Here is a 25,568-nt window from a genome sequence, read left to right as displayed (position 1 = left end):
GCGTCGCTGCGTTGTCAGCAGCAGAGAAACGAGATTATGCAGAACATTTCGCTTCTCGTCAACAGGTTGTCAGCACTTTTTTGCTGCGGCTCCAGCACCACAGCGCCTTCGCCTTCCCCGCCAACCCCGCCGCCGTTCGGCCGCGAGGGGGGCGAATATTAAGGGAGCGTGACAGCCATTGCAAGCGCTTTTTCGTGCGACCGTCGACGTGCCGTAAGTGGCCTCAAGCTGCCTCTTTGAGCCGCCGCCACAAGGTGGTCGGACTGATGCCCAACAGGTGGCACGCCGCGGCGCGATCCCCACCGCATTCGTCCAGCACACGGCGGATATGTTCCGCCTGGGATGAACGCGCCACTCCCGCAAGCGAATAGCTGCCTGATCGCGCACTCCCCACTGCCGGCGGCGCCGCGTCCATCCCTTCGCCACCGAACAGCTCGGGCACCGTCGCACGCAACTCGCGCAGCAGCGCTTCCTCGCCGAGCGCCCTCCCCGCCAACAACACGGCAATCCGCTCCACCACGTTCTCCAGCTCGCGGATGTTCCCCGGCCAGCCATACGCCGTCAGCCGGCTGCGCGCCGCTTCCGGCAGGCTGTCCGGTCGAGGCAATCCGAGCCGTTGCTGCGCGCGGCGGTACAGCAACTCGGCCAGCTCCGGCAGGTCCGCCTTCCGTTCGCGCAGCGGCGGCATGGCGATCCGCAGGATATTCAGCCGGTAGTAGAGATCCTGGCGAAACGCCCCGTCGCGCACGAGCGCGGCCAGATCCCGATGGGTGGCGGCGATCACGCGCACGTTGACCGGTACCGCGTCCACGCCGCCGATCGGCAGCACCTGCTTTTCCTGCAGCACGCGCAACAGCCTCGTCTGCAGGGCCGGCGGCATGTCGCCGACCTCGTCCAGGAACAGGGTGCCGTTATGCGCGGACTCGAACAGCCCCGCCTTGCCGCCGCGTCGGGCGCCGGTGAACGCGCCCTCCTCGTAGCCGAACAGCTCGCTCTCGAGCAGCGCCTCGGGAAACGCCGCGCAATTGATCGCCACGAACGGAAACGCGCGGCGCGGACTGGCATCGTGCATGCCCTGCGCCAGCACCTCCTTGCCGGTGCCGCTCTCGCCGCTGATCAGCACGGTGGAATCGACGGCCGCATAGCGCCGCGCCAGTTCGCGCAGCTGGCGCATTGCCGGCGATTCCCCCGCAAGATCGTCGAGCCGATAGCGAACGCCGGTCGTGCGCGCGCTGGCGCGCCGGCGCAGATGACGGTCGACCCGCTGGATCGCATTGGCATCCTGAATCGTCAACACCGCGCCCGCGGGACTGCCTTCCATCAGAATCGGAATCCGGTTGACCACCACCATGCGGTCGCCCAGCTTGTGGATCGCCTCGAGTTCCTTGGCGCCGGTCCGCATCACGCTGTCGAGCGACAGATCGGGAGCCAAGCCCTGCAGCTTGCGGCCGACTGCATCGGCGGCCGGCGTGCCGAGGAAGCGCTCCATCGCCGGATTGAACGACTGGATCCGCCCGTCGGCATCGACTGCCGCGACGCCCTCGTTCAGATGCGCCAGGATCGTATTGACGTATTCGCGCCGGCTCGACTCGATGCGCCGCAGCCGCGCCGCCTCGATCGCGTCCTCGAGCGCGAGCTTGACCGACTGCCCCGAGTACAGGAACACCCCCGTCAGCCCGAGCCGATCCGCGAGTTCCGTCACGAGCCCGGGTCCGACCACGACCTCGATGCCCTCCTGCCGCAGCGCCTTGACGCGCACCGTGGCGTCGTCCTCGGTCAAATACGTATACGACGGAATCGGCAGGCCGAACTCCCTCGCAAACTCGTCGACTTCGGGATACGTGGCGGCGTGGGTCACCAGCGCGACCCGCGGCGAGATGCGCCGCGCGGTAGCGAGCGCGCTGAGCACGTCGAACCCCGTTACCTTGACCAGCGTGACCGGCACGTCCACATGCTGGCGCAGATAGGCGCCGTTCGAGCCGGCCGCGACCACCGCATCGAGCCGCCCTTCCCTGGCCTCCCGGGCGATCGCACTGGCGGCCGCCTCGTAGCCCTTGCCGACGAGCCGGAAGTCCGCCTGGGCGGCATAGGAAGGAATCAGATCGGCGAAGGCACGCGACAGCCGGCTGATGCCGACCGCCCAGATGCGAGGCCGGCCAGGAGGGATCGGGGTAGCGGGAGTCATGGATCGAAGGAAAATGGCGAACGCCGCAAGCCACGGCCAACGCGAAACAAGATGGCGAACGCTGCAAACCGCAGTCAGCGGACGAACAAAACCGGCCACAATAGGACGTTGACGCCAGCACGTTACGCGCCGCCGCTGCATTCTGTGCCCACCGGCGCTGCATTTCAAGTCACGGAGATGAAATTCAAACTTGAAATGCAACTCAAGCGTCGGACACGCCACCTGAGGCGGCGAAAACACCCGCTAGCCCTTGTCCGGACTGGCCAAATCACGCCGCCCCGCAACCCGCCACGCCGTTGGCACGCCGCTTGCGCTCTGCCGGCATTCCGCTCACCCAGGACGCCATCATGACCCTGACCTCCCAAGACCTGGCCCGCTCGGCCGGCGCCCGTTTCCGCCAGGCCCTGGCCGACGAGCAGCCGCTGCAGGTCGTCGGCACCATCAACGCCAACCACGCCCTGCTGGCCAAGCGCGCCGGCTACCGCGCGATCTACCTGTCCGGCGGCGGCGTCGCGGCCGGCTCGCTGGGCCTGCCCGATCTCGGCATCTCGAACCTCGACGACGTGCTGACCGACATCCGCCGCATCACCGATGTCTGCGACGTGCCGCTGCTGGTCGACGTCGACACCGGCTTCGGCGCCTCGGCCTTCAACGTGGCGCGCACCACGCGCTCGCTGATCAAGTTCGGCGCCGCCGCAATGCACATCGAGGACCAGGTCGGCGCCAAGCGCTGCGGCCACCGGCCGAACAAGGAGATCGTCTCGCAGGACGAGATGGTCGACCGCATCAAGGCCGCGGTCGACGCGCGCACCGACGAGCATTTCGTCATCATGGCGCGCACCGACGCGCTGGCGGTCGAGGGCCTGGACAAGGCGATCGAACGCGCGGTGGCCTGCGTCGAGGCCGGCGCCGATGCGATCTTCCCGGAGGCGATGACCGACCTGTCGATGTACCGCAAGTTCGTCGACGCGGTGAAGGTGCCCGTGCTGGCCAACATCACCGAGTTCGGCGCCACGCCGCTGTTTACGCGCGACGAGCTGGCCGGCGCCGGCGTCGCGATGATCCTCTACCCGCTGTCGGCGTTCCGCGCGATGAACAAGGCCGCCGAGAACGTCTACGCGGCGATCCGCCGCGACGGCACCCAGCAGAACGTGCTGGACACCATGCAGACGCGCGCCGAGCTCTACGAGAGCATCGGCTACCATGCATACGAACAGAAGCTGGATGCGCTGTTCGCGCAAGCCAAGGCCAAGTAATCAGAACAGAGCGAAGCAAGGAGACGACATGTCCGAAGCCACTCCGGCGCAAGCCACCCCGAAGCCCAAGAAATCCGTCGCGCTGTCCGGCGTCGTCGCCGGCAATACCGCGCTGTGTACGGTCGGCCGCAGCGGCAACGACCTCCACTATCGCGGCTACGACATCCTCGACGTTGCCGAGACCTGCGAATTCGAAGAGATCGCCTATCTGCTGGTGCACGGCAAGCTGCCGACCCAGGCCGAGCTGAACGGCTACAAGGCCAAGCTGCGCGCGCTGCGCGGCCTGCCCGCCAACGTCAAGGCCGCGCTGGAATGGGTTCCGGCCTCGGCCCATCCGATGGACGTGATGCGCACCGGCGTGTCGGTGCTCGGCACGGTGCTGCCCGAGAAGGAAGACCACAATCTGCCGGGCGCGCGCGACATCGCCGACCGCCTGATGGCCTCGCTCGGCTCGATGCTGCTGTACTGGTACCACTACAGCCATAACGGCCGGCGCATCGAGGTCGAGACCGACGACGATTCGATCGGCGGCCACTTCCTGCATCTGCTGCACGGCCGCAAGCCCAGCGAGCTGTGGGAACGCGCGATGCACACCTCGCTGAACCTGTACGCCGAGCACGAATTCAACGCGTCGACCTTCACCGGCCGCGTGATCGCCGGCACGGGTTCCGACATGTATTCGGCGATCTGCGGCGCGATCGGCGCGCTGCGCGGCCCCAAGCACGGCGGCGCCAACGAGGTCGCGTTCGAGATTCAGAAGCGCTACGACACGCCCGACGAGGCCCAGGCCGACATCACCCGCCGCGTCGAGAACAAGGAAGTCGTGATCGGCTTCGGCCATCCGGTCTACACGACCGGCGATCCGCGCAACCAGGTGATCAAGGAAGTCGCGCGCCGCCTGTCGAAGGACGCCGGCTCGATGAAGATGTTCGACATCGCCGAGCGCCTGGAGACCACGATGTGGGACATCAAGAAGATGTTCCCCAATCTCGACTGGTTCAGCGCCGTCAGTTACCACATGATGGGCGTGCCGACCGCGATGTTCACGCCGCTGTTCGTGATCGCGCGGACCTCCGGCTGGGCCGCGCACATCATCGAGCAACGCATCGACAACAAGATCATCCGCCCGAGCGCCAACTACATCGGCCCGGACAACCTGAAGTTCGTGCCGATCGAGAAGCGCCGCTGATGCGGCAGATCCGGGCGGGAGCGGCCGCGCCACGCGCTCCGCTTCCGCCCGCAGTCCGCATGTCCCACGACACACCACGGCGCGCCGAGCACGACCCGTATTGATCCCCTCCCCATGAATACTGCCTACCGCAAACCGCTGCCCGGCACGGGCCTGGACTATTTCGACGCACGCGCCGCGGTCGATGCAATCCAGCCCGGCGCCTATGACAAGCTGCCCTACACCTCGCGCGTGCTCGCCGAAAACCTGGTGCGCCGCTGCGACCCGTCGCTGCTGAACGCGGCGCTGACGCAGCTGATCGAACGCAAGCGCGAGCTGGACTTCCCGTGGTTCCCTGCGCGCGTGGTCTGCCACGACATCCTCGGCCAGACCGCACTGGTGGACCTCGCCGGCCTGCGCGATGCGATCGCCGACCAGGGCGGCGATCCGGCCCAGGTCAATCCGGTGGTGCCGGTCCAGCTGATCGTCGACCATTCGCTGGCGGTCGAGCACGGCGGTTTCGACAAGGATGCCTTCGCCAAGAACCGCGCGATCGAGGAGCGCCGCAACGAGGATCGCTTCCACTTCATCGAGTGGACCCGCAAGGCGTTCAAGAACGTCGACGTGATCCCGCCGGGCAACGGCATCATGCATCAGATCAATCTGGAGCGGATGTCGCCGGTGATCCATGCCGTCGACGGCGTCGCCTACCCCGACACGCTGGTCGGCACCGACAGCCATACGCCCCATGTCGACGCGCTGGGCGTGATCGCCATCGGCGTGGGCGGCCTCGAGGCCGAGAACGTGATGCTGGGCCGCGCGTCGTGGATGCGGCTGCCGGACATCGTCGGCGTCGAGCTGCGCGGCAAGCCGCAGCCGGGCATCACCGCGACCGACATCGTGCTGGCGCTGACCGAATTCCTGCGCAGCCAGCGCGTGGTGGGCGCCTATCTCGAATTCCGCGGCGAAGGCGCGGCCAGCCTGACCCTGGGCGATCGCGCGACCATCTCCAACATGGCCCCCGAATACGGCGCCACCGCGGCGATGTTCTTCATCGACGGCCAGACCATCGACTATCTGCGCCTGACCGGCCGCAGCGACGAGCAGGTGCGTCTGGTCGAGACCTACGCGAAGACGGCGGGCCTGTGGGCCGATACGCTGGAGGACGCCGAATACGAGCGCGTGCTCGAGTTCGACCTGTCGACCGTGGTCCGCAACATGGCCGGCCCGTCGAACCCGCACAAGCGCCTGCCGACCACCGCGCTGGCCGAACGGGGCATCGCCGGCCAATGGCAGGAAGTGCCGGGACAGATGCCGGACGGCGCCGTGATCATCGCCGCCATCACCAGCTGCACCAACACCAGCAATCCGCGCAACGTGATCGCCGCCGGCCTGCTGGCGCGCAACGCCAACGCGCGCGGCCTGACGCGCAAGCCCTGGGTCAAGTCCTCGCTCGCGCCGGGCTCCAAGGTGGTGCAGCTGTATCTGGAGGAAGCCGGACTGCTGCCCGAGCTCGAACGGCTGGGCTTCGGCATCGTCGCGTTCGCCTGCACCACCTGCAACGGCATGTCGGGCGCGCTCGATCCGGCGATCCAGCAGGAGATCGTCGAGCGCGACCTGTATGCGACCGCGGTGCTGTCGGGCAACCGCAATTTCGACGGCCGCATCCATCCCTACGCGAAGCAGGCCTTCCTGGCTTCGCCGCCGCTGGTGGTCGCCTACGCGATCGCCGGCACCATCCGCTTCGACATCGAGCGCGACGTGCTGGGCCACGACGCCAACGGCCAGCCGGTGACGCTGAAGGACATCTGGCCGAGCGACGAGGAGATCGACGCGATCGTCGCGCAAAGCGTCAAGCCCGAGCAGTTCCGCAAGGTCTACGAGCCGATGTTCGCGGTACAGGCGGCCAACGCCGAGACCATCAGCCCGCTGTACGACTGGCGGCCGCAGAGCACCTATATCCGCCGCCCGCCGTACTGGGAAGGCGCGCTGGCCGGGGAGCGCACGCTCAAGGGCCTGCGTCCGCTGGCGGTGCTCGGCGACAACATCACCACCGACCACCTGTCGCCGTCCAACGCGATCCTGCCCGACAGCGCCGCCGGCGAATACCTGGCGAAGATGGGCCTGCCCGAGGAAGACTTCAATTCGTACGCGACCCACCGCGGCGACCACCTGACCGCGCAGCGCGCCACCTTCGCCAACCCGACCCTGGTCAATGAAATGGCGGTGGTCGACGGCAAGGTCAGGAAGGGTTCGCTGGCGCGCATCGAGCCGGAGGGCAAGGTCGTGCGCATGTGGGAAGCGATCGAGACCTACATGGAGCGCAAGCAGCCGCTGATCATCATCGCTGGCGCCGACTACGGCCAGGGCTCGTCGCGCGACTGGGCAGCCAAGGGCGTGCGGCTGGCCGGCGTGGAGGCGATCGTCGCCGAAGGCTTCGAGCGGATCCACCGCACCAATCTGATCGGCATGGGCGTGCTACCGCTGGAGTTCAAGCCGGGCACCAACCGCCTGACGCTGCAGATCGACGGCACCGAGACCTTCGACGTGATCGGCGAGCGCAAGCCGCGCGCGGACCTGACGCTGGTGATCCACCGCAGGAACGGCGAGCGCGTCGAGACCGCGGTGACCTGCCGGCTCGATACCGCCGAGGAAGTGTCGATCTACGAAGCCGGCGGCGTGCTGCAGCGCTTCGCGCAGGACTTCCTCGATTCGACCAAGGCGGCGCGGGCGGCCTCGGCCGCATCGGCCGCATGAACCGGCGCGGCGCTCCACCCTGAATCAGCACGAGGCATCCATGGTTTCCCTTCCCCAGATCCGCATCCCCGCCACCTATATGCGTGGCGGCACCAGCAAGGGCGTGTTCTTCCGCCTGCAGGACCTGCCCGAGGCGGCGCAGTCGCCGGGCCCCGCCCGCGATGCACTGCTGATGCGCGTGATCGGCAGCCCCGACCCGTACGGCAAGCAGATCGACGGCATGGGCGCGGCGACGTCGAGCACCAGCAAGACGGTGATCGTGTCGCGCAGCAGCCGACCGGGCCACGACGTCGACTACCTGTTCGGCCAGGTCGCGATCGACCAGCCCTTCGTCGACTGGAGCGGCAACTGCGGCAACCTGTCCGCCGCGGTGGGCCCGTTCGCGATCGCCGCCGGGCTGATCGATCCGGCGCGCATCCCGCGCGAGGGCGTCGCCACCGTGCGCATCTGGCAGGCCAATATCGGCAAGACGATCGTCTCGCATGTGCCGATCGTCGACGGCATGGTCAAGGAGACCGGCGACTTCGAGCTGGACGGCGTGACCTTCCCCGCCGCCGAGATCATGCTCGAGTTCATGGACCCGGCGGCCGAGGAGGAAGGCGGCCGCGGCGCGATGTTCCCGACCGGCAACCTGGTCGACGACCTCGAAGTGCCCGGCGTCGGCACGCTGCAGGCGACGATGATCAATGCCGGCATTCCGACCATCTTCGTCAACGCGGACGCGATCGGCTACAGCGGCACCGAGCTGCAGGAGGCGATCAATGGCGATCCCAAGGCGCTGGCGATGTTCGAGACCATCCGCGCCTACGGGGCCGTGCGCATGGGCCTGATCCAGAACGTGGACGAGGCCGCGCGGCGCCAGCACACGCCCAAGGTGGCCTTCGTCGCCCCGCCGGCCAGCTATACCGCGTCGAGCGGCAAGCCGGTGCGGGCGGAAGACATCGACCTGCTGGTGCGCGCGCTGTCGATGGGCAAGCTGCACCACGCGATGATGGGCACGGCGGCGGTGGCGATCGGCACCGCGGCGGCCATTCCCGGCACCCTGGTCAATCTCGCTGCCGGCGGCGGCAATCGCCAGGCCGTGCGCTTCGGCCATCCGTCCGGCACGCTGCGCGTCGGCGCCGAGGCGGAGCAGGTGGACGGCGAATGGGTAGTGAAGAAGGCCATCATGAGCCGCAGCGCCCGGATCCTGATGGAAGGCTGGGTGCGGGTGCCGGGCGACTGGAACCCGGTTGCCTGATGGCAGGGATGCCGGGCCGCTTGTCGGCCCGGCATGTCATGGCGGTGGGCGGGAAATCTGGCGGTTAATTGCGTTTCAATGCAATGTCCAACGGGACGACGGTCACCGCACAGCGGCGGACAGTCCCGTCTCGGCCCGTTTCGGCACGTCTCGGCAGCGCCCGGGCCTCCCTGGCCCTCAACCAAACAACACGCTGTTCATCAGCGCCTTCGCCACCACGGTGCCCGCCTCCGGCTGTTCGGCATAGACCGTGATCTCCGTGGCGATCTGCCGCTGGCCGCGGCGCACCACCGTCGCCACGGCGCGCAGCGCGGCCGCCTCGGCCGGCGCCACATACTGGATCGACAGCGCGCTGGTCGCGCCGCCGCGCACCTTGTCCGGGTCCGCGCCGGACGCCGCCGCCGCCGCGCCGGCGATATCGATCAGCGTCGCGATCACGCCCCCGTGCACCGTCTTGCCGACCGTGACATTGCCGGGACTGAACGGCAGCACCAGCTCGACATGCTCGGGCGCCAGCACGTCGAGCGCGACGCCGAGCGTGCGGGCCACCGGCGAGCCGATCAGGATTTCCTCGACCATCGCGCGAATGCGGGGCGCGACCTCGGCATAGGTACCGGTGGCGGAGAGTGGGGTCAGGGAAGACATCATGCGGGCTCCTGAAGTAGGCTGAAGGGTCTGTCGTGGTGAGTCCATGATGGCTGCCGGCGCGGCCGACGCTCAATTACCCGGCAGGTAATCCGATCGACGACGCGGCAGCCGACGCCGGTAGCCGACGCCGGTAGCCGACGCCGGTAGCCGACACCGGTGGACAACGCCGGTGGACGATGCAGTGGTCGACGCGCTGAGCGGAGAATATTGCCGATCGGCGCCACACCGGCCCCCGGCACCGCCCCACCCCGCCGCTTATAATGGCCGCCTTTGCCACACCCAGCCGCCATGCCGCAAACCCGCCCCGATTCCGCGCCAGACCCGCTCGCCGTGCCCGACTCCGCCGAGACCACCGACGACAGCCTGTTCGACCGTCCCGACAGCCCCTGCGTCGGCATCTGCTCGACGCTGTTCGACGAGGTCTGCCAGGGTTGCGGCCGCACCGCGATGGAGGTCAGCAACTGGGTCTTCATGAGCGACGCGGAAAAGCAGGCGGTGTGGGAACGCATCACGCGCGAAGCCACCGCGCGCCGTTTCCAGCGCGACTAGGGCTCCTCTCTGGCCGCTCTGGCCCCTCTGGCCCCTCTGATCCGCAGAGCCTTGATCCAGAGCGCCCTGATCAGCAGAGTCCACTGATCCGCAGAGCCTTGGTCCGACAAGCCCTCACCGGCTCGCCCCGCTCGTCCGGCCGCCATCGCGCGCCGCCGGCGTCAGCACCAGCGTCTCGAACGCCTTCGCCCCCGCCGGATGCCCGGCCCCCTGGATCGTCACGTACTCGCCGCGCGCCCATTGCTCGGTCCAGTCGCGATAGTGCGGCGACAACACGTTGCCTGATTGCCCCGTCGGCGTGATGAAGCGCGAGGCCGACAGATCGGCCAGGTCGTAGATCGCCCGCACGCTGGCGCCATGCACGTTCTCGAACGGCGCCTGTTCGTCGCCCAGGTTGTGGCGGCCGGCATTGACGGTATAGGTGTCGCCGCCGGTCGGCACCTTGACGTTGAAGAACCCGGCCAGCGACGGCACCTTGGCGAACGGCCGGTGTTCGGCGCGGGCGGCATGGGCCTGGCCCCAGCGCCAGCGCCGCGGATCGTCGCCGTAGCGCTGCTGCAGATCGGCGATGGCCCGTATCCACGCGGAGCCCATCGCGTCGTTGCAGTCCTCGGGCGCCGGCGTCTTCGGATCGTCGCACCAGAAACGCCCCAGGCCGCGGGAGCTGCGCAGCACGTTCAGCATCGCCTGTTGCACATTGCGCTGCTCCCACATGCGTGCGAACACGCCATCACCGACCTTGCCCTCGAACATGCCGCGCGACAGCTCGCGCAGCCAGGCGGTGGCGACCAGCGGCTCCGCGCGGTCCGCCGACATCGTGCCGTCCCACCGCGCCAGCGCGGCGAACAGCTCACGCTCGCGCGCCGGACGCGTTTCGTCGGCGGCAATCGACGCACCGAGCAGCAGCGGCAAGGCGTCCTTGACCGCCAGCGACAGCTCGTCCTTCTGGATCGCCGCGAACGTATCGAGCGTGTGCTGCCGCCGCGCGCCAAGCAAGGCCCGGATGCGGTCGTGCCGATACGGCACGGTCCATTCGCTGGTCAGGAAGTACGGATAGTCGTCCGGCACGATCTTCTGGTTCGCGGTCACCACCATGCCGCCGGGCGGATTGAAGCTGCGCGGCAGCCGTTCGAACGGAATGAAGCCGTTCCAGTCGTAGCGCGCGTCCCAGCCGGGCGCCGGAGCCAGGCCCTTCAGATCGTTGGCGGCGTGGCGCAGCGGCACGCGGCCCGGCGCGATGAAGCCGATGTTGCCGTCGACATCGGCATAGACCGCGCTCTGCTGGGGCGTGTGGAAGTCGCGCAGCGCCTCTGTGAAACTGGTCCAGTCGTGCGCGCGGTTCAGCTTCAGGCCGGCCTGCACGGTGCGGTCGTCCGGCCGCAGCGCGACCCATTGGAATGCCACCACATACTGGGCGCCCAGCGGCGCGACGGCGGCCGCGAGCGGGTCGGCGACATCGGAGATCACCGGCCCGTGGCGGGTCGAGCGGACCCGGATCGTCACGTCGGGCTGGTCCTTGACCCGGATGGTCTCCTCGCGCACCGCGAAATCGGCCCAGCCGTTCGGCGTCTGGTACTGCTCGGGCCGGCCGGGACGAAGCCGCTCGATATACAGGTCCTGCAGATCCGGCGCGGTATTGGTAAAGCCCCAGGCGATGCGCGGCGTATGGCCGATCACGACCACCGGCATGCCCGGCAAGGTGGCGCCGGTCACGTCCAGCCCGGGCGCGCGCAGCGTGGCGAAGTACCACAGCGCCGGCGCCTGCAGGCCCAGATGCAGATCGTTGGCCAGCAGCGGCTTGCCCGAGCGCGTATGGGCGCCCGATACGACCCAGTTGTTCGAGCCCATGCCTTCGACCAGCCCCCGCGGCGCCGCGGCCTCGACGCTGGCCATCGCGGTGGTCAGCGGGGCCAGCTGGCGGTACAGCGCGGGATAGTCGGTGGTGCGCAGCGGCTGCTCGCCCGGATACGGCGCCAGCAGCTCGTTGATGCGCGACAGCGGCAGCGTCTGCGCCAGCCGCATGCGCAGCACCTCGCGGCTCCAGTTGGCGCTCAGGTCCCAGGCCATCATGGTCTGCCAGGCCAGCGTATCGGCCGGCTCCCAGCGTTCGGGCACGGTGCGCAGGATCGCGAATTCGGGCGGCAACGGGCCCTGGTGGCTGTCGATGCCGGCATTGACGCCGTCGGCATAGGCCCGCAGCGCGGCGCGCGTCTCGGGCGTGCTGGCGGCGAAGGCGGCCTCGGCATTGCGGCGCACGCCGATGGTGCGCAGGAAGCGATCGGTCGGCAGCGCGCTCGGTCCGAGGATTTCGGCCAGCCGGCCGGAGGCGATGCGCTTGTTCATCTGCATCTGCCAGAGCCGATCCTGCGCATGGACGAAGCCCAGCCCGAAATACGCATCGAGCGGATCGCCGGCCTCGATGCGCGGAATCGCATGGCGGTCGCGCACGATGGTGACGCGCCCGTGCAAACCCGCCAGCGCGACGGTGCCCGCCACCGTCGGCTGCGACGCCTGCCGATACCAGGCATAGCCACCGATGGCCGCGGCCAGCGCCAGCCCCGCCAGGATCACCGTCAGCCATGCCAGCCGCTTGAGCCAATGCATCGCCTTCCCCTCCCCCGTCCAACCGTTCGTTGCGGTGTCGTGTCGTTGTCGATTATCGCCGACGTAAAAATGCCCGGACAGGCCGGGCATCTTCCAATCGGTCGGCGCTCAGGCCGCGGGCTTCTTCAGCTGCAGCGCCTTGTACTCGAGGAACTCCTCCAGTCCGTACTTGCCGGCCTCGCGTCCATTGCCCGACTGCTTGTAGCCGCCGAACGGCGCCATCATGTTGAAGGGGCCGCCATTGATATCGACCTGGCCGGTACGGATGCGGCGCGCCACGCGAATCGCGCGCGCCTCGTCGCCCGACCACACGCCGCCGCCCAGGCCGTAGACGCTGTCGTTGGCGATGCGCACCGCGTCTTCCTCGGTGTCGTAGCAGATGATCGACAGCACCGGGCCGAAGATCTCTTCCTGCGCGACGGTGGCCTTGGGATCGACGTTGCCCAGCACGGTCGGCTGCACGAAGAAGCCCTTGTCCAGGCCGGCCGGCGGCTCGGTACCGCCCGCCACCAGTTCGGCGCCCTCGTTGAGCCCGCGCTGGATGTACCCCGTCACGCGGTCCTTCTGCGCAGCCGAGATCAGCGGTCCCAGCTTGGTGGTCTCCTGCAGCGGATCGCCGACGGTGAAGCCCGCCACCACCTTCCTGACGATCTCCTTGACCTCGTCATAACGGGCGCGCGGCACCAGCATCCGCGTATGCGCCGAGCAGGTCTGGCCGGAGTTCAGGAAGCAGGCGTTGATGGTGCCCTTGACCGCGGCCGGCAGGTCGGCGTCGTCCAGGATCACCGAGGCGGACTTGCCGCCCAGTTCCAGCGCGACGCGCTTGACGGTCTGCGCGGCCAGCTCGGAGACGCGCTTGCCGGCGCGGGTCGAGCCGGTGAACGACACCATGTCGACCTCGCGGTGGCTGGCCAGCACCTCGCCGACCACCGGACCATAGCCCGTCACCAGGTTGAACACGCCCGGCGGCAGTCCTGCGGCCTCGATCACCTCGGCCAGCACGAAGGCGTTCAGCGGCGCCACCTCGGACGGCTTGAGCACCACCGTGCAGCCCGCGGCCAGCGCGGGCGCAACCTTCAGCGTGATCTGGTTCAGCGGGTAGTTCCACGGCGTGATGGCGGCGACCACGCCGACCGGTTCGCGCACCACCAGCGAATTGCCGACCTCTTCCTCGAAGGTGAAGGACTCGACCAGCTTGGCCGCCTGGCTCCAGTTGAAGACCGGGCCGCCGACCTGGATCGCGCGGGCCAGCTTGATCGGCATGCCCACCTCGGCGGCGATCAGCTGCGCCAGCTCCTCGGTGCGCGCCTTCAGGCCCTCGGCGATCTTGCGGATATAGTCGGCGCGCTGCTGCGGCGGCGTGGCGGCCCAGCCGTCGAAGGCGGCGCGGGCCGCCTGGATGGCGTCCTCGGCGTCGCGGGCATGGCCCTCGGGAATCCGCCCCATCACCTCCTCGGTGGTGGAATGGATGACGTCGATCTGGCCGGTGCCGTGCGGGGCGACCCATTTGCCATTGATAAAGAGTTTGTCTCGCTGTTGCATAGCCACAATTCCTCGGTGAGCCGTCAGGCGTGAAACCCTTCGGCGTTTCCAACCTGATTCAGGTGTTTCAGGGCGTTTGCCGTTGTTATCAATCTTTTCTGTGCCGACATTGTAGAGCCGATTTTGTCCGGCGATATCGCTTCGCCGCCCGGCACACGGCCGCCGCTCGCCAATATCCCGCCGATAATCGCGCGCGGTACCGCTCGCCGGCATGAAAAAAGGCCGCAACGCGTCGATGCGTTGCGGCCTTCTTGCGGCCTTTCGTTCGCCAGCCTGCCTGCGGTGGCGGGCGGTGAGCAGCAGGCGTGACAGAAACCGTCAGCCGGCGATACCCTGCGACTCCAGATATTCGTCGTAGGTGCCCAGATAATCGGTCACCGTGCCGTCGGTGCGGATTTCGATGATCCGCGTGGCCAGCGCGCTGACGAATTCGCGGTCGTGCGAGACGAAGATCAGCGTGCCGGTGAACTTGTCGAGCGCGATCTGCAGCGACTCGATCGATTCCATGTCCATGTGGTTGGTCGGCTCGTCCAGCGCCAGCACATTATGGCGGCCCAGCATCAGCTTGCCCCAGATCATGCGGCCCTTCTCGCCGCCGGACAGCACCTTGACGGACTTCTTGATGTCGTCGGCCGAGAACAGCAGCCGGCCCAGCGTGCCGCGCAGCGACTGGTCGTCGTCGCCGGCCTGCGTCCACTGGGTCATCCAGTCCATCAGGTTGGTCTCTTCCGGGAACTCCTCGTAGGTGTCCTGGGGCATGTAGCCGACGTTGGCGTTCTCGGCCCACTTGACGGTGCCGTGATCGACCTCGATGCCGCGCTGCACGCCCGTCTGCACCGCGCCGTCCAGCAGGCAGCGCAGCAGCGTGGTCTTGCCCGCGCCGTTCTCGCCGATGATGGCGACACGCTCGCCGGCCTGGATCGACAGCGACAGGTTGTTCAGGATCTGGCGGTCGTAGGCCTTGCTGATGTTCTCGGCGGTCACCGCCAGGTTGTGCAGCTTCTTCTCGAACTCGAAGCGGATGAACGGGTTCTGGCGCGACGACGGCTTGATGTCCTCGACCTTGATCTTGTCGATCTGCTTCAGTCGCGAGGTGGCCTGGCGGGCCTTGGACTTGTTGGCCGAGAAGCGGCGCACGAAGTCCTGCAGTTCGGTGATCCGCTCCTTGGCGCGCGCGTTGGCGGCCATCTGGCGCTCGCGGGCCTGCATCGACGCTTCCATGTAGTCGTCGTAGTTGCCCGGGTAGACCTTCAGCGTGCCGTAGTCCATGTCGGCCATGTGCGTACAGACCGAGTTCAGGAAGTGGCGATCGTGCGAAATGATGATCATGGTGGAATTGCGCTCGTTGAGCACATGTTCCAGCCAGCGGATCGTGTTGATGTCCAGGTTGTTGGTCGGCTCGTCCAGCAGCAGCACGTCCGGATTCGAGAACAGCGCCTGCGCCAGCAGCACGCGCAGCTTCCAGCCCGGCGCGATATTGCTCATCGTGCCCTGATGCTGGTCGGTCGGGATGCCCACCCCCAGCAGCAGCTCGCCGGCGCGCGCCTCGGCGGTGTAGCCGTCGTACTCGGCGTACTTGGCCTCGAGCTCCGCGGCCTTCATGTAGTCTTCGTCGGTCGCTTCCGGGTTCGCGTAGATCGCGTCGCGCTCCTGCGCCGCCGCCCACATCTCGGTATGGCCCATCATCACCACGTCGAGCACGCGCATGTCCTCATAGGCGAACTGGTCCTGGCGCAGCTTGCCCAGGCGCACGCCAGGTTCCAGCATCACGTTGCCGGCGCTCGGCTCCAGGTCGCCGCCGAGGATCTTCATGAAGGTGGACTTGCCGCAGCCGTTCGCGCCGATCAGGCCGTAGCGGTTGCCCTCGCCGAACTTGACCGAGATATTCTCGAACAAGGGCTTGGGGCCGAACTGCATGGTGATGTTTGCGGTAGATAGCACGTCGAAGAACCTTTTGGAATGCGGTGTAGCGGTGATGGCGGCCGGTGAAGGGGCCCGGTGGACGCGACAGATCGGCGAAGCCGCCGAAGGCGTGCCGCATGGCGCGGCGGGCTGGGCCAACGGAGCGACCGTGGCACGTGGCCGGACAGGCCTGAGCCCTTCACCTCGCGAAGAATCGGAGATTTTACCATTCCTGGCGCAATCGGGCGCGAGGATGGCGGCGGGTAGGGATGCCGGCCTGCGATCGGATCCTGCGGTGGGATCCTGCGGCGGGTCCTTCAATCGGATGCTGCGATCCGGGCCGGGCCCTCAGCGGGGCGCCCACACCGCGCGCTCAGGCCGCCCCGGCAAGCAGCGGATGCCCCGACATCGTCAGCGTGAAACCGTCCGCCGAGGCGCGCAGCACGCCCTGCCCGCCCACCGGCAGCGTTAGCTTGCGCGTGCAGTGGCCGAACGGCAGCCCGGTGACGACCGGCACCGGCAGGCGCTCGCGCAGATAGGCCACCACGGCCGGCAGATCGTAGCCGTTGTCATAGTCGCTGACGCGGTAGCTGGAGAAGTCGCCCAGCAGGATCGCGCGCTGGGCGCCCAGCACGCCGGCCTGCTCGAGCTGCAGCAGCATGCGCTCGACGCGGTAAGGCGGCTCGTTGACGTCCTCGAGGAACAGGATGCCGCCGTCGACCTGCGGCAGGTACGGCGTGCCCAGCAGGCTGCACAGCATCGCCAGATTGCCGCCCCACAGCGTGCCCGCCACCTCGCCAGAGAACGGCTGGCCGCCTTCCTGCGGCGCGTCGATGTCGACGGTATAGGACGAGGCGCGCAGCAGCCCTTCGAAATGCCGCCACATGTAGGGGTCCACCGGCTCGGCGCCGAAGTCGGCCAGCAGCATCGGGCCGGCCAGGCTGATGCCGCCCGCCCTGGCCAGGTACGCCAGCTGGAAGGCCGTGAAATCGCTGTGGCCGACGATCGGCGTGGCCGCGCGGCGGGCCTGCGCGGCGATGCGGTCGAAGTCGATGCGCGGCAGCAGACGGGCCATGCCATAGCCGCCGCGCACCGCCAGCGTCAGCGCGCCTGGCGCGCCCATGCCGATGCCATGCAGGTCGGCCAGCCGCTCGTCGTCGGTGCCGCCGAAGCGCTGATGGCGGCGGTCCAGCACCTCCGGGTTGGCAACGTGGTAGCCGTGCGCCCGCAGCCAGTCGCAACCGCGGGTGGCGACGGCCATGTCGTGCGGATAGCCGGAGGGAGCGATCAGGCGGACTTCGATGGGCGCGTTCATGCGTCGGTCTTTCCCTGCGAATCGGATGACGGTTCGGCGCCGGGCGCGGCGCTGGGCTCAGCGCTGATGAACTCGGTGCTGGTGGGCTCGATGCTGGTGGGCTCGATGCTGGGCTCGGCGCCGGGGCCAACGCCACGCTCGATGCCCAGCGGCGCGGTGGCACGGTCCGCCTTCTGCGCGCGTCGCCGCGCCCGGAAGAAGTCGCGCAGCAGCTGGCCGCATTCGTCGGCCAGCACGCCGCCGCGTATCGTGGTCTGGTGATTGAGCCGCGCCTCGGCGAACAGGTCCAGCACGCTGCCGGCGGCGCCGGTCTTGGGATCGGTCGCGCCGAACACCACGTGGCGCAGCCGCGCGTGCAGCATCGCCCCGCTGCACATCGCGCACGGTTCCAGCGTCACGTACAGCTCGCACTCGGGCATGCGGTAGTTGCCGACCACCTGCGCGGCCGCGCGCAGCGCCTGCATTTCGGCATGCGCCGACGGATCGCGCGAGCGGATCGGCAGATTGTGGCCGCGCGCGATGATCGCGTCGTTCCAGACCACCACCGCGCCCACCGGCACCTCGCCCGCGGCTTCCGCCAACCGGGCCTCCTCCAGCGCCGCGCGCATGAAGCGCTGGTCGCGCTCGTCGGCCTGCGGTCCTTCGAAGGGCGGCGTGGCGGCGGCGGTGGGCGATGGCGGCGGCGTGTCGGTCATCGGCGCGTCGGTGGCGAATTTGGTGGTGAGTTGAGGCAGCGGGTCGGCGTTGAATCGGCGTTGAATCGGCGTTGATTTGGTGCTGACTGGCGGCAAGTTTGCGGCGAGTTTGCGTCAATCAATTCCGCGAGACGCCGGAACGCCCTCAGTCCTGCGCCGGCGCCACGGCGGGCGCGGTCACCTCGGCCCAGCAGTTCGGCGTCTCGAACAGCACCAGCCGGGTCAGCTGCAGATGATGCCCGAAGCAGTCCTTGAACACCGGCGCCAGCATGTCGAAGGCGATCTGCGCCAGGTTCTCGACGGTCGGAATCGCGTCGAGCACCACCGTCTTGTGACCCTCCATGCCGCGCAGGAATTCGAGCAGCGCGGTGTCGCCGCGATGGATCAGGAAGGCGTGGTCCCACTTGTCGACCAGATGCCGGTTCGCCAGCGCCTTGATGTCGCCAAAGTCCAGGATCATGCCCTCGTCCGCCGCGCCCTCGCGATGCAGCACCTCGCCCGACAGCGTCAGGTCGAGCCGATATCGGTGGCCATGGATATTGCGGCATTGGCCGCCATGGTTGGGGATGCGGTGGCCGGCGTCGAATTCGAGACGGCGCGTGATCGAGACTTGCTTGTTCATGAAGACCGGTGCCGGGACCCGTGCGGCAGACGCCTAGCGGATACCCAGCAGCTTGTGGGTTTGCAGCGAAAGGCGCCAGCGCGGATGGCGCTGGCAGAAATCGACGGCGAGGGCCGTATTCTCGCGCGCCAGCGGGCCGTCCATCGGCTGCACGAGGAAATAGCGGAAATCCAGCGCCTCGTATGCCGCGAAGTCCTGGCCGGGCTGCGGGATCACGACCTTGAGCTCGTCGCCGCGCGTGACCACCAGTTCGGCGCCCATCTTCGGGCTGACGCAGACCCAGTCGATGCCGTCCGGCACCGCGATCGTGCCATTGGTCTCGATCGCGATCTCGAAGCCCCGCGCGTGCAGCGCGTCGATCAGCGGCGCATCGAGCTGCAGCAGCGGCTCGCCGCCGGTGCAGACCACCAGCGGGCGGCCGCCCGCGCCCTGCGGCCATTGCGAGGCCACCTGCGCGGCCAGTTCCTCGGCGCTGCGGTACTTGCCGCCCAGCGTGCCGTCGGTGCCGACGAAATCCGTATCGCAGAAGCGGCAGATCGCCTGCTCGCGATCCTGCTCGCGGCCGGTCCACAGATTGCAGCCCGCGAAGCGGCAGAACACGGCGGCGCGGCCCGCGTTGGCGCCCTCGCCCTGCAGCGTGTAGAAGATTTCCTTGACGGCGTAAGTCATGCTTGCGGTCGGTTCGACCTGGAAGATTGGCGACGGGATGGTGCCCTGGCTGTCCCTGCCGGGCAGGGGGCGAATGCCGTGCGGCTGGCCCTGGCGGGGGCGTTCCCGGTCGCGCGGGGAAACGCGACAGTATACCAAAGACGCCTTAATGCCGCAGGCGCATGGCAGGCGGCCGTTCCGCGACCTGGCCCGGGGCGTCGTCCTGCATCCGCGCCGCCAGGAAGTCCAGAAAGCAGGCAATCCGCGCCGACAGCTGGGTATTCAGATAGTAGACCGCGTGGATGGGCTGGCGCACGTCGAGCGTCTCGCGGGGAAACAGCTGCACCAGGTCGCCGCGGGCGCGGTCCTGCGCGGTCATGAAGTCGGCCAGGCACACCACGCCCTGGCCCGCCAGCGCCAGCTGGCGCAGCGTCTCGCCGCTGGAGGCGGACACCGCCGGCGTGATCTCGAACTCGTTGCCGGCCTCGTCGCGCAGCGGCCACCGGTTCAGGCTGTCGGGCTGCGTGAAGCCCAGCAGGCTGTGACGGGCCAGCTCCCCGACCGAGCGCGGCCGCCCGTGCGCCTTCAGGTAGGCGGGGCTGGCCAGCACGCGCAAGCGGCTGTGGCACAGCGGCCGGGCATGCAGCGTCGAATCGCGCAGCGCGCCGATGCGGATCGCGACATCGGTGCGGTGCTCCAGCAGATCGATGATCTGGTCGCTGCTGTGCAGCTCCAGCTCGATCTCGGGATAGGCGCGGCGGAAGTCGTCGACCAGCGGCACCACCACATGGAGCATGAACGGCGACGCGGCGTTGATGCGCAGCTTGCCGGCCGGCTTCTGCCGCCGCAGCGCGATCTGGTCCTCGGCCTGGTCGACCGCGCCAAGGATCGCGCGGGCATGCGCCAGCAGCGCGGCGCCCTCCTCGGTCAGCTCGAGCCGGCGCGTCGTTCGGCGCAGCAGCGCGGTGGCGAGCTTGTCCTCGAGCCGCGCCAGCGCCCGGCTGACGCCGGACACGGTCTGGCCCAGCTGGTCGGCCGCGGCGGTGATCGAGCCGCTGTCGACCACGGTGACGAAGGCCAGCAATTCTTCCAGGGTCATTTTCATGGCGGATTTTCCTGCGGGATCGAGCGGGACCGCTCCGGCGGGTCCAGCCGGGGCGCCGGCATGGCGAGCCGGGGCCGCAATTATTGACTGCGGATCAAATATTTTGTGCATATTAACGGATTAATCGGCAAGCCTGCCAGGGTCACAATGCGTGCCATTCCGATCCCTGATACCTGACACCTGTTACCTGGAGGCCCTCATGCCCCTCGCCTTGTTGGCGCTGACGATCAGCGCATTCGCCATCGGCACGACCGAATTCGTCATCGTCGGCCTGATTCCCACTGTCGCGGCCGATCTGAACGTGTCGCTCCCCTCGGCCGGCCTGCTGGTCAGCCTGTACGCGCTCGGCGTCGCCGTCGGCGCCCCGCTGCTGACCGCGCTGACTGGCCGGCTGCCGCGCAAGACCCTGCTGCTGTCGCTGATGGCGCTGTTTACGCTCGGCAACCTGCTGGCCTGGCAGGCGCCCGGCTACGGCTCGCTGGTGCTGGCCCGCGTGCTGACCGGCCTCGCCCACGGCGTGTTCTTCTCGATCGGTTCGACGATCGCGACCGGGCTGGTGCCGCGCGAGAAGGCGGCCAGCGCGATCGCCATCATGTTCACCGGCCTGACCGTCGCGCTGGTCACCGGCGTGCCGCTGGGCACCTTCATCGGCCAGCATTTCGGCTGGCGCGAGACCTTCCTGGCCGTCTCCGCGCTGGGTCTGGTCGCCTTCGTCGGCAGCCTGCTGTTCGTCCCCTCGGGGATCCGCCATACGCCGCCGGCCTCGCTGATGCAGCAGGCCCGCGTGCTGGCCGAACCGCGCCTGCTGCTGGTCTATGCCAAGACCGCGATCGGCTACGGCGGCTCGTTCATCCCCTTCACCTTCCTCGCGCCGATCCTGCAGGACGTGTCGGGCTTCGACGCCGGCGCCGTCAGCCTGGTGATGCTGGTGTACGGCCTGTCGGTCGCCGCGGGCAATATCTGGGGCGGCCGCCTGGCCGACCGCCACGGCCCGATCCCGGCGCTCAAGACGATGTTCGTGCTGCTGGCCGCGGTGCTGCTGGTGCTGAACTTCACCGCGCCGCACCGCTGGCTGGTGGTGGCCACGGTGCTGGCCTGGGGCGCGGTCGCCTTCGGCAACGTGCCGGGCCTGCAGGTCTATGTCGTCAAGCAGGCCGAGCGCTTCACGCCGCAGGCGGTCGACGTCGCCTCCGGCCTAAATATCGCGGCGTTCAATCTCGGCATCGCCGGGGCCGCGTGGGCGGGTGGCCTGATCGTGACGCACCTTGGCCTGATGCATACGCCGTGGATCGGCGCGGCGGTGGTGCTGGTCGCGCTGGCGCTGACGGTCTGGAGCGGCCGCCTCGATCGCGCCGACGGCGTGGTCCATCGCGGTGGCGGCACCGCCGGCGCGATGTCGCACTGATCTGCCATCGGCGCTGGTCAGCCATCCGGGCTGATCAGCGATCCTCACCGATTGCCCATCCGAGCCGATCGCCATCTGAGCCGAACGCCATCCGAGCCGATCGCCATCCGAGCGGATCGGCGATCCGAGCCGATCGCGCATCCGAGCCGATCGCGCATCCGAGCCGATCGGCGATCCGAGCCGATCGCGCATCCGGGCCGATCGGCGATCCGAGCCGATCGCGCATCCGGGCCGATCCGTCATCCCGCAGTGCGTGGCGGCGCCGGCAAGCCCGCCGCCACGCGCGAAATCTGCACCGCTTCCCGGGCTTGCCGACCAAGGCTTCAAGCCTGTCTCCATCCCGCCCCGCGCATGTGATCCATGCCACCACGGCATGCAACTTGCGTTCCGCTAGCCCGTCTGCGCGCAAAGACAGAACGCCGGGCGACGCCCGGCGACATCACACATCTCGGAGAGACAGCATGAAAGCAACGACCTTGGCAGCGGCGCTCGCCTCCTGCCTGGCGCTGGCCGCCGGTGCGGCGCTGGCGCAAAGCGGCGGCAGCGGCAGCGGCGGCGGGACCGGTAGCGGGAGCAGCAGCGGTGGCGGCAGCGCCGGCACGGGAACGGGCAGCGGCACCAGTGCGACCGGTTCCGGCAGTGGCAGCACCAGCGGCAGCGGTGGCACTTCCGGCAGCGGCACCGGCGGGACGTCGGGCAGCGGCGGCACCAGCAGCTCCGGCAGCGGTTCGACCGGCACCGGCTCTGGCAGCCCCGGAAGCCCCGGCAGTTCGGGCAGCACGGGCACCTCTGGCTCGGGCGGCACCGGAACGGGATCCGGCGGCCTCGGTACCGGGGGCATGGGTTCCGGCGGCGCCGGTGGCTCGGGCGGGACCAGTGGCGGCTCCGGCGGTTCGGGCGGGGCCGGCGGCTCCAGCGGCCGCTAAGCCGGGCGGAAGCGCGCCGGCGACGGCGCGCCTCCAGCCGTACCGAGGCGGTACTCGGGTGGTACTTCGCGCCCTGCTCACGCCCTCCTGACGCCTGACTCGGACTCTGCCCGGGCCTTGCTCCGGCCCTGCTCGGACCCTACCCGCGCTCCACACGCCCCCCACACTTGCGCCCTGCCCGGTCCCTGCTCGGGCCGCACGCACGCCCGACATTCAAGCCGCGATCCGCTGCAGCACCTGCATCGCGTCGTACGCATCCCGGCGCAGTTGCTCCAGATCCAGTCCCACGATCGCGCCATCCCGCACGACCTGGCGTCCGCGCACGAACACGTGGCGCACCGGCGTCGGCTCGCCCGCCGCCACCGGCGCGGCGGCGAGATCGTGAAAGCCGTGAAAGCGCAGGCCTTTGAGGTCGTAGATCGCCAGGTCGGCCGACTGCCCCGGCGCCAGCGTGCCGATCCGCGGCAGGTCCAGCACCGCGGCGCCGCCGGCGGTGCCCCAGTGAATCACCTCCTCCACCGTGGTCTGCGCGGCGCCCCCGACCGCGCGGTGCACCAGCCAGGCGAAGTTGGCCTCGTTGACCATGCTGCCCGATTCATTGGAGGCGACGCCGTCCACCCCGAGCGAGATCCGCACGCCGGCGTCGGCCAGCGCGCGCACCGGCGCCACGCCGCTGCCCAGCCGTGCGTTGCTGACCGGACAGTGCGCCATGCCGGTACCGGTCGCGGCCAGCATGCGGATCTCGTCGGGCGAGAGCGTGACCAGATGCGCGAACCAGACGTCGGGGCCGAGCCAGCCATGCTCGCCGACGAATTCCACCGGCGTGCAGCGATATTTCTCGCGGCAGAAACGCACGTAGTTGTCGGTCTCCGACAGATGCGTGTGCAGGCGCAGGCCGAGCCCGCGGCCGAACTCGGCCAGCTCGCGCAGCATCGCCGGCGGCAGCGAGAACGTCGGCGTGGTCGGCGCCACCGCGACGCGCCGCATCGCATCGCCGGCGGGGTCGTGATAACGCGCCTTCAGCCGCTCGATATCGGCAACCATCTCGTCGAGCGTCTCCGGCACCAGCGCGGTCTTCGACATGCCGGGATGATCGGCGGCCGACTGGATCGCGCCGCCGCGGCACAGCACCAGCCGCAGCCCCATTTCCTCGGCCACGTCGAACAGCAGGTCGCCGGTCTCGGCGCCATGGCCGTGGTGATAGAGGTAATGATGATCGGCGCAGGTGGTGGTGCCCGACAGCAGCAGCTCGGCCATGCCGAGCCGCACCGCGGCACGCAGCACCTCGGGCGTGAAGGCCGCCAGACGCGGATACGGCACCGCCGCCAGCCAGGCCTGCAGATCGGCATTGATGCCGGCGGGCACGGCCTTGAGCAGGTTCTGGAACAGATGGTGGTCCGTATTGATCCAGCCCGGATAGACCACGCAGCCCGTGGCATCGAGCACGCGTTCGCCCGGCAGCGGCGCGAGCCCGGCAGCGATCTCGGCGATGCGGCCGTCGCGGATGCGGATATCGGCCGCGCCGGCGCGCGCGGCCGGGCCCGCCTGGCCGGTCATCACCGCAGCGGCGCCGCGGATCAGCAGGTTGTCGAGCAGGTTCTCGCACGGGTTTTCGTTGATGCATTGGACTTCAGTCAAGATCAGATCTCCGGGGCATGTTCGCCGGCATGGGCCAGCGGTGCGTCACGGCCGGGCAGGCCGTTGAGCAGCAGGTTCAGGAAGACGGACACCACGCAGGCGATGATCACGCTGCTGTGCACGAACGGCTGCAGCGCTTCGGGCAGCTTCTCCAGCACCGAAGGCATGATCACCGGCATCAGCGCGCAGGCCAGCGTGATGGCGACGATGGTCAGGTTCGAGCGGTTGTTCTCGTAGTCGACCTGGCCCAGCGTCTTGATGCCCGCCGCGCCGACCACGCCGAACATCACCAGCGCGGCGCCGCCCAATGCGGCGGCCGGAATCGACGCGAACAGCGCGCCGATCTTCGGCACCAGCGCGACCGCGCACAGCAGCACGCCGCAGGTGGCGACGACCCAGCGGCTGCGCACGCCGGTCACGATCACCAGGCCCACGTTCTCCATGAAAGCGATATACGGAAAGGCCGCGAACATGCCGCCGATCGCGCTCGCCAGCCCGTTGGCGCGCAGGCCGTTGGTCGCCTCGCGTTCGCTGACCGGGCGCTTGACCAGGTCCCCGATCGCGATGAACAGCCCCATCGACTCGACCATCTGCACAAGCATCACGATGGTCATCGTGACGATCGCGCCGATATCGAACACCGGCAGGCCGAAGGCGAACGGCTGCACCATCGTGAACCACGGCGCGCGCCGCACCTCGGCGAAGTCGCCCATGCCGAGCGCCGTGGCCACCGCCGCGCCGGCCAGCAGGCCAATCAGCACCGACAGATTGCGCAGGAACTCGCTGCCGTAGCGATTGATGGCCAGGATCAGCGCGACCACGCCGATCGCCACCGCGAAGAACACCGGCGCGCCGAACTGCGGCGCACCGCGCCCGCCGCCCAGCCATTGATAGGCGACGGGAAACAGCGACAGCCCGATCGCGGTGACGATGCACCCCGTCACCACCGGCGGAAAGAACTGCCGCAACCGCCCGATCACCGGCGCCAGCAGCAGCGTGATGACGCCCGCGCCGATGATGGCGCCGCAGACGCCCTGGAAGCCCAGCGAAGGATCGGTGCCGATCGCGATCACCGGTCCAACCGAACTGAACGCGACGCCCTGCATGATCGGCAGCCGCACGCCGAACTTCCAGAAGCCCACGGTCTGCAGCAGCGTGGCGATGCCCGAGGTGAACAGCGCGGTGCTGATCAGCAGCGTGGTCTGCGCCGGCGTCATCTTCAACGCGGCGGCAACGATCATCGGCACCGTGATCGCGCCAAGATAACTGACCAGCATGTGCTGGAAGCCCAGCGTGAGCATGGCGCGCGGCGGCAGCACCGCGTCGACCGGGTGTTGGGGCGAAGCCATCGTCGTCTCCTTGG

19 protein-coding genes are annotated in these 25,568 nt (G+C 68.8%); 6 read left to right on the top strand and 13 right to left on the bottom strand.

The window, feature by feature from the left end; translation table 11 throughout:
* Nucleotides 1–223: 223 nt before the first annotated feature.
* Nucleotides 224–2,185 carry a propionate catabolism operon regulatory protein PrpR gene (gene prpR, locus K7G19_RS20825; protein ID WP_226108921.1) on the bottom strand — a complete coding sequence of 654 codons (1,962 nt, stop codon included), beginning with the start codon at nt 2,183–2,185 and terminating at the stop codon, nt 224–226.
* 347 nt (nt 2,186–2,532) lie between these two features.
* Here prpR and prpB point away from each other — a divergent pair, with 347 nt between their 5' ends.
* The 4 genes from prpB to prpF all read left to right on the top strand — a co-directional run bounded on the left by prpB (nt 2,533) and on the right by prpF (nt 8,606).
* A complete protein-coding gene (gene prpB, locus K7G19_RS20820) occupies nt 2,533–3,441 on the top strand; it encodes a methylisocitrate lyase (RefSeq protein WP_043438308.1) in 909 nt (302 codons plus the stop codon).
* Between the two features lie 28 nt (nt 3,442–3,469).
* On the top strand, nt 3,470–4,630 hold the full coding sequence (gene prpC, locus K7G19_RS20815; protein ID WP_150081489.1) for a 2-methylcitrate synthase: 1,161 nt from the start codon (nt 3,470–3,472) through the stop codon (nt 4,628–4,630).
* A 114-nt stretch (nt 4,631–4,744) separates the two neighbouring features.
* Entirely contained in the window at nt 4,745–7,366 is a 2,622-nt protein-coding gene (gene acnD, locus K7G19_RS20810; protein WP_149318963.1) for a Fe/S-dependent 2-methylisocitrate dehydratase AcnD, read from the top strand.
* 40 nt (nt 7,367–7,406) lie between these two features.
* Nucleotides 7,407–8,606, top strand: coding sequence for a 2-methylaconitate cis-trans isomerase PrpF (gene prpF / locus K7G19_RS20805; protein ID WP_226108919.1), 1,200 nt, complete (start codon nt 7,407–7,409; stop codon nt 8,604–8,606).
* Nucleotides 8,607–8,783: 177 nt separating this feature from the next.
* Here the strand turns inward: prpF and K7G19_RS20800 are convergent, their stop codons facing one another.
* Complete coding sequence (locus K7G19_RS20800; protein ID WP_226108917.1) at nt 8,784–9,254, bottom strand: PaaI family thioesterase; 471 nt, start codon at nt 9,252–9,254, stop codon at nt 8,784–8,786.
* A gap of 330 nt (nt 9,255–9,584) precedes the next feature.
* Between K7G19_RS20800 and K7G19_RS20795 the strand changes: the two genes are divergently transcribed.
* Nucleotides 9,585–9,803: a DUF1289 domain-containing protein gene (locus tag K7G19_RS20795; protein ID WP_223819403.1), complete on the top strand. Its 219-nt coding sequence runs from the start codon at nt 9,585–9,587 to the stop codon at nt 9,801–9,803.
* A gap of 114 nt (nt 9,804–9,917) precedes the next feature.
* Here the strand turns inward: K7G19_RS20795 and K7G19_RS20790 are convergent, their stop codons facing one another.
* From K7G19_RS20790 to K7G19_RS20755, 8 genes are all read right to left on the bottom strand, one after another.
* On the bottom strand, nt 9,918–12,407 hold the full coding sequence (locus K7G19_RS20790) for a penicillin acylase family protein (protein WP_226108915.1): 2,490 nt from the start codon (nt 12,405–12,407) through the stop codon (nt 9,918–9,920).
* A 108-nt stretch (nt 12,408–12,515) separates the two neighbouring features.
* Entirely contained in the window at nt 12,516–13,949 is a 1,434-nt protein-coding gene (locus K7G19_RS20785) for an aldehyde dehydrogenase family protein (RefSeq protein ID WP_149318967.1), read from the bottom strand.
* Between the two features lie 318 nt (nt 13,950–14,267).
* Nucleotides 14,268–15,890 carry an ABC-F family ATPase gene (locus K7G19_RS20780; RefSeq protein WP_149318968.1) on the bottom strand — a complete coding sequence of 541 codons (1,623 nt, stop codon included), beginning with the start codon at nt 15,888–15,890 and terminating at the stop codon, nt 14,268–14,270.
* A 334-nt stretch (nt 15,891–16,224) separates the two neighbouring features.
* Entirely contained in the window at nt 16,225–17,166 is a 942-nt protein-coding gene (ldcA, locus tag K7G19_RS20775; RefSeq protein WP_226108913.1) for a muramoyltetrapeptide carboxypeptidase, read from the bottom strand.
* Complete coding sequence (gene tadA, locus K7G19_RS20770) at nt 17,163–17,861, bottom strand: tRNA adenosine(34) deaminase TadA (RefSeq protein ID WP_226108912.1); 699 nt, start codon at nt 17,859–17,861, stop codon at nt 17,163–17,165. The genes ldcA and tadA overlap by 4 nt, the downstream gene beginning before the upstream one ends.
* A gap of 145 nt (nt 17,862–18,006) precedes the next feature.
* Nucleotides 18,007–18,483 carry a 6-carboxytetrahydropterin synthase QueD gene (queD, locus tag K7G19_RS20765; protein WP_149318970.1) on the bottom strand — a complete coding sequence of 159 codons (477 nt, stop codon included), beginning with the start codon at nt 18,481–18,483 and terminating at the stop codon, nt 18,007–18,009.
* 33 nt (nt 18,484–18,516) lie between these two features.
* Nucleotides 18,517–19,152: a 7-carboxy-7-deazaguanine synthase gene (queE, locus tag K7G19_RS20760; RefSeq protein ID WP_226108911.1), complete on the bottom strand. Its 636-nt coding sequence runs from the start codon at nt 19,150–19,152 to the stop codon at nt 18,517–18,519.
* Between the two features lie 145 nt (nt 19,153–19,297).
* Complete coding sequence (locus tag K7G19_RS20755) at nt 19,298–20,236, bottom strand: LysR family transcriptional regulator (RefSeq protein ID WP_150081504.1); 939 nt, start codon at nt 20,234–20,236, stop codon at nt 19,298–19,300.
* 199 nt (nt 20,237–20,435) lie between these two features.
* Between K7G19_RS20755 and K7G19_RS20750 the strand changes: the two genes are divergently transcribed.
* On the top strand, nt 20,436–21,641 hold the full coding sequence (locus K7G19_RS20750) for an MFS transporter (RefSeq protein WP_226108910.1): 1,206 nt from the start codon (nt 20,436–20,438) through the stop codon (nt 21,639–21,641).
* A 439-nt stretch (nt 21,642–22,080) separates the two neighbouring features.
* Here the strand turns inward: K7G19_RS20750 and K7G19_RS20745 are convergent, their stop codons facing one another.
* The 3 genes from K7G19_RS20745 to K7G19_RS20735 all read right to left on the bottom strand — a co-directional run bounded on the left by K7G19_RS20745 (nt 22,081) and on the right by K7G19_RS20735 (nt 25,554).
* Nucleotides 22,081–22,446: a hypothetical protein gene (locus K7G19_RS20745; RefSeq protein WP_226108909.1), complete on the bottom strand. Its 366-nt coding sequence runs from the start codon at nt 22,444–22,446 to the stop codon at nt 22,081–22,083.
* 334 nt (nt 22,447–22,780) lie between these two features.
* The gene (locus tag K7G19_RS20740; protein ID WP_226108908.1) at nt 22,781–24,205 is read right to left on the bottom strand and encodes an amidohydrolase family protein; all 1,425 of its coding nucleotides are present in this window, start codon (nt 24,203–24,205) and stop codon (nt 22,781–22,783) included.
* A gap of 2 nt (nt 24,206–24,207) precedes the next feature.
* Nucleotides 24,208–25,554: a nucleobase:cation symporter-2 family protein gene (locus K7G19_RS20735; RefSeq protein ID WP_149318975.1), complete on the bottom strand. Its 1,347-nt coding sequence runs from the start codon at nt 25,552–25,554 to the stop codon at nt 24,208–24,210.
* Nucleotides 25,555–25,568 lie beyond the last annotated feature (14 nt).

The organism is Cupriavidus sp. DB3 (assembly GCF_020418465.1).
GTDB lineage: Bacteria > Pseudomonadota > Gammaproteobacteria > Burkholderiales > Burkholderiaceae > Cupriavidus > Cupriavidus cauae.
Note: the sequence above shows the minus strand (reverse complement) of the source record. Positions and strands in the feature narration are given on the sequence as shown.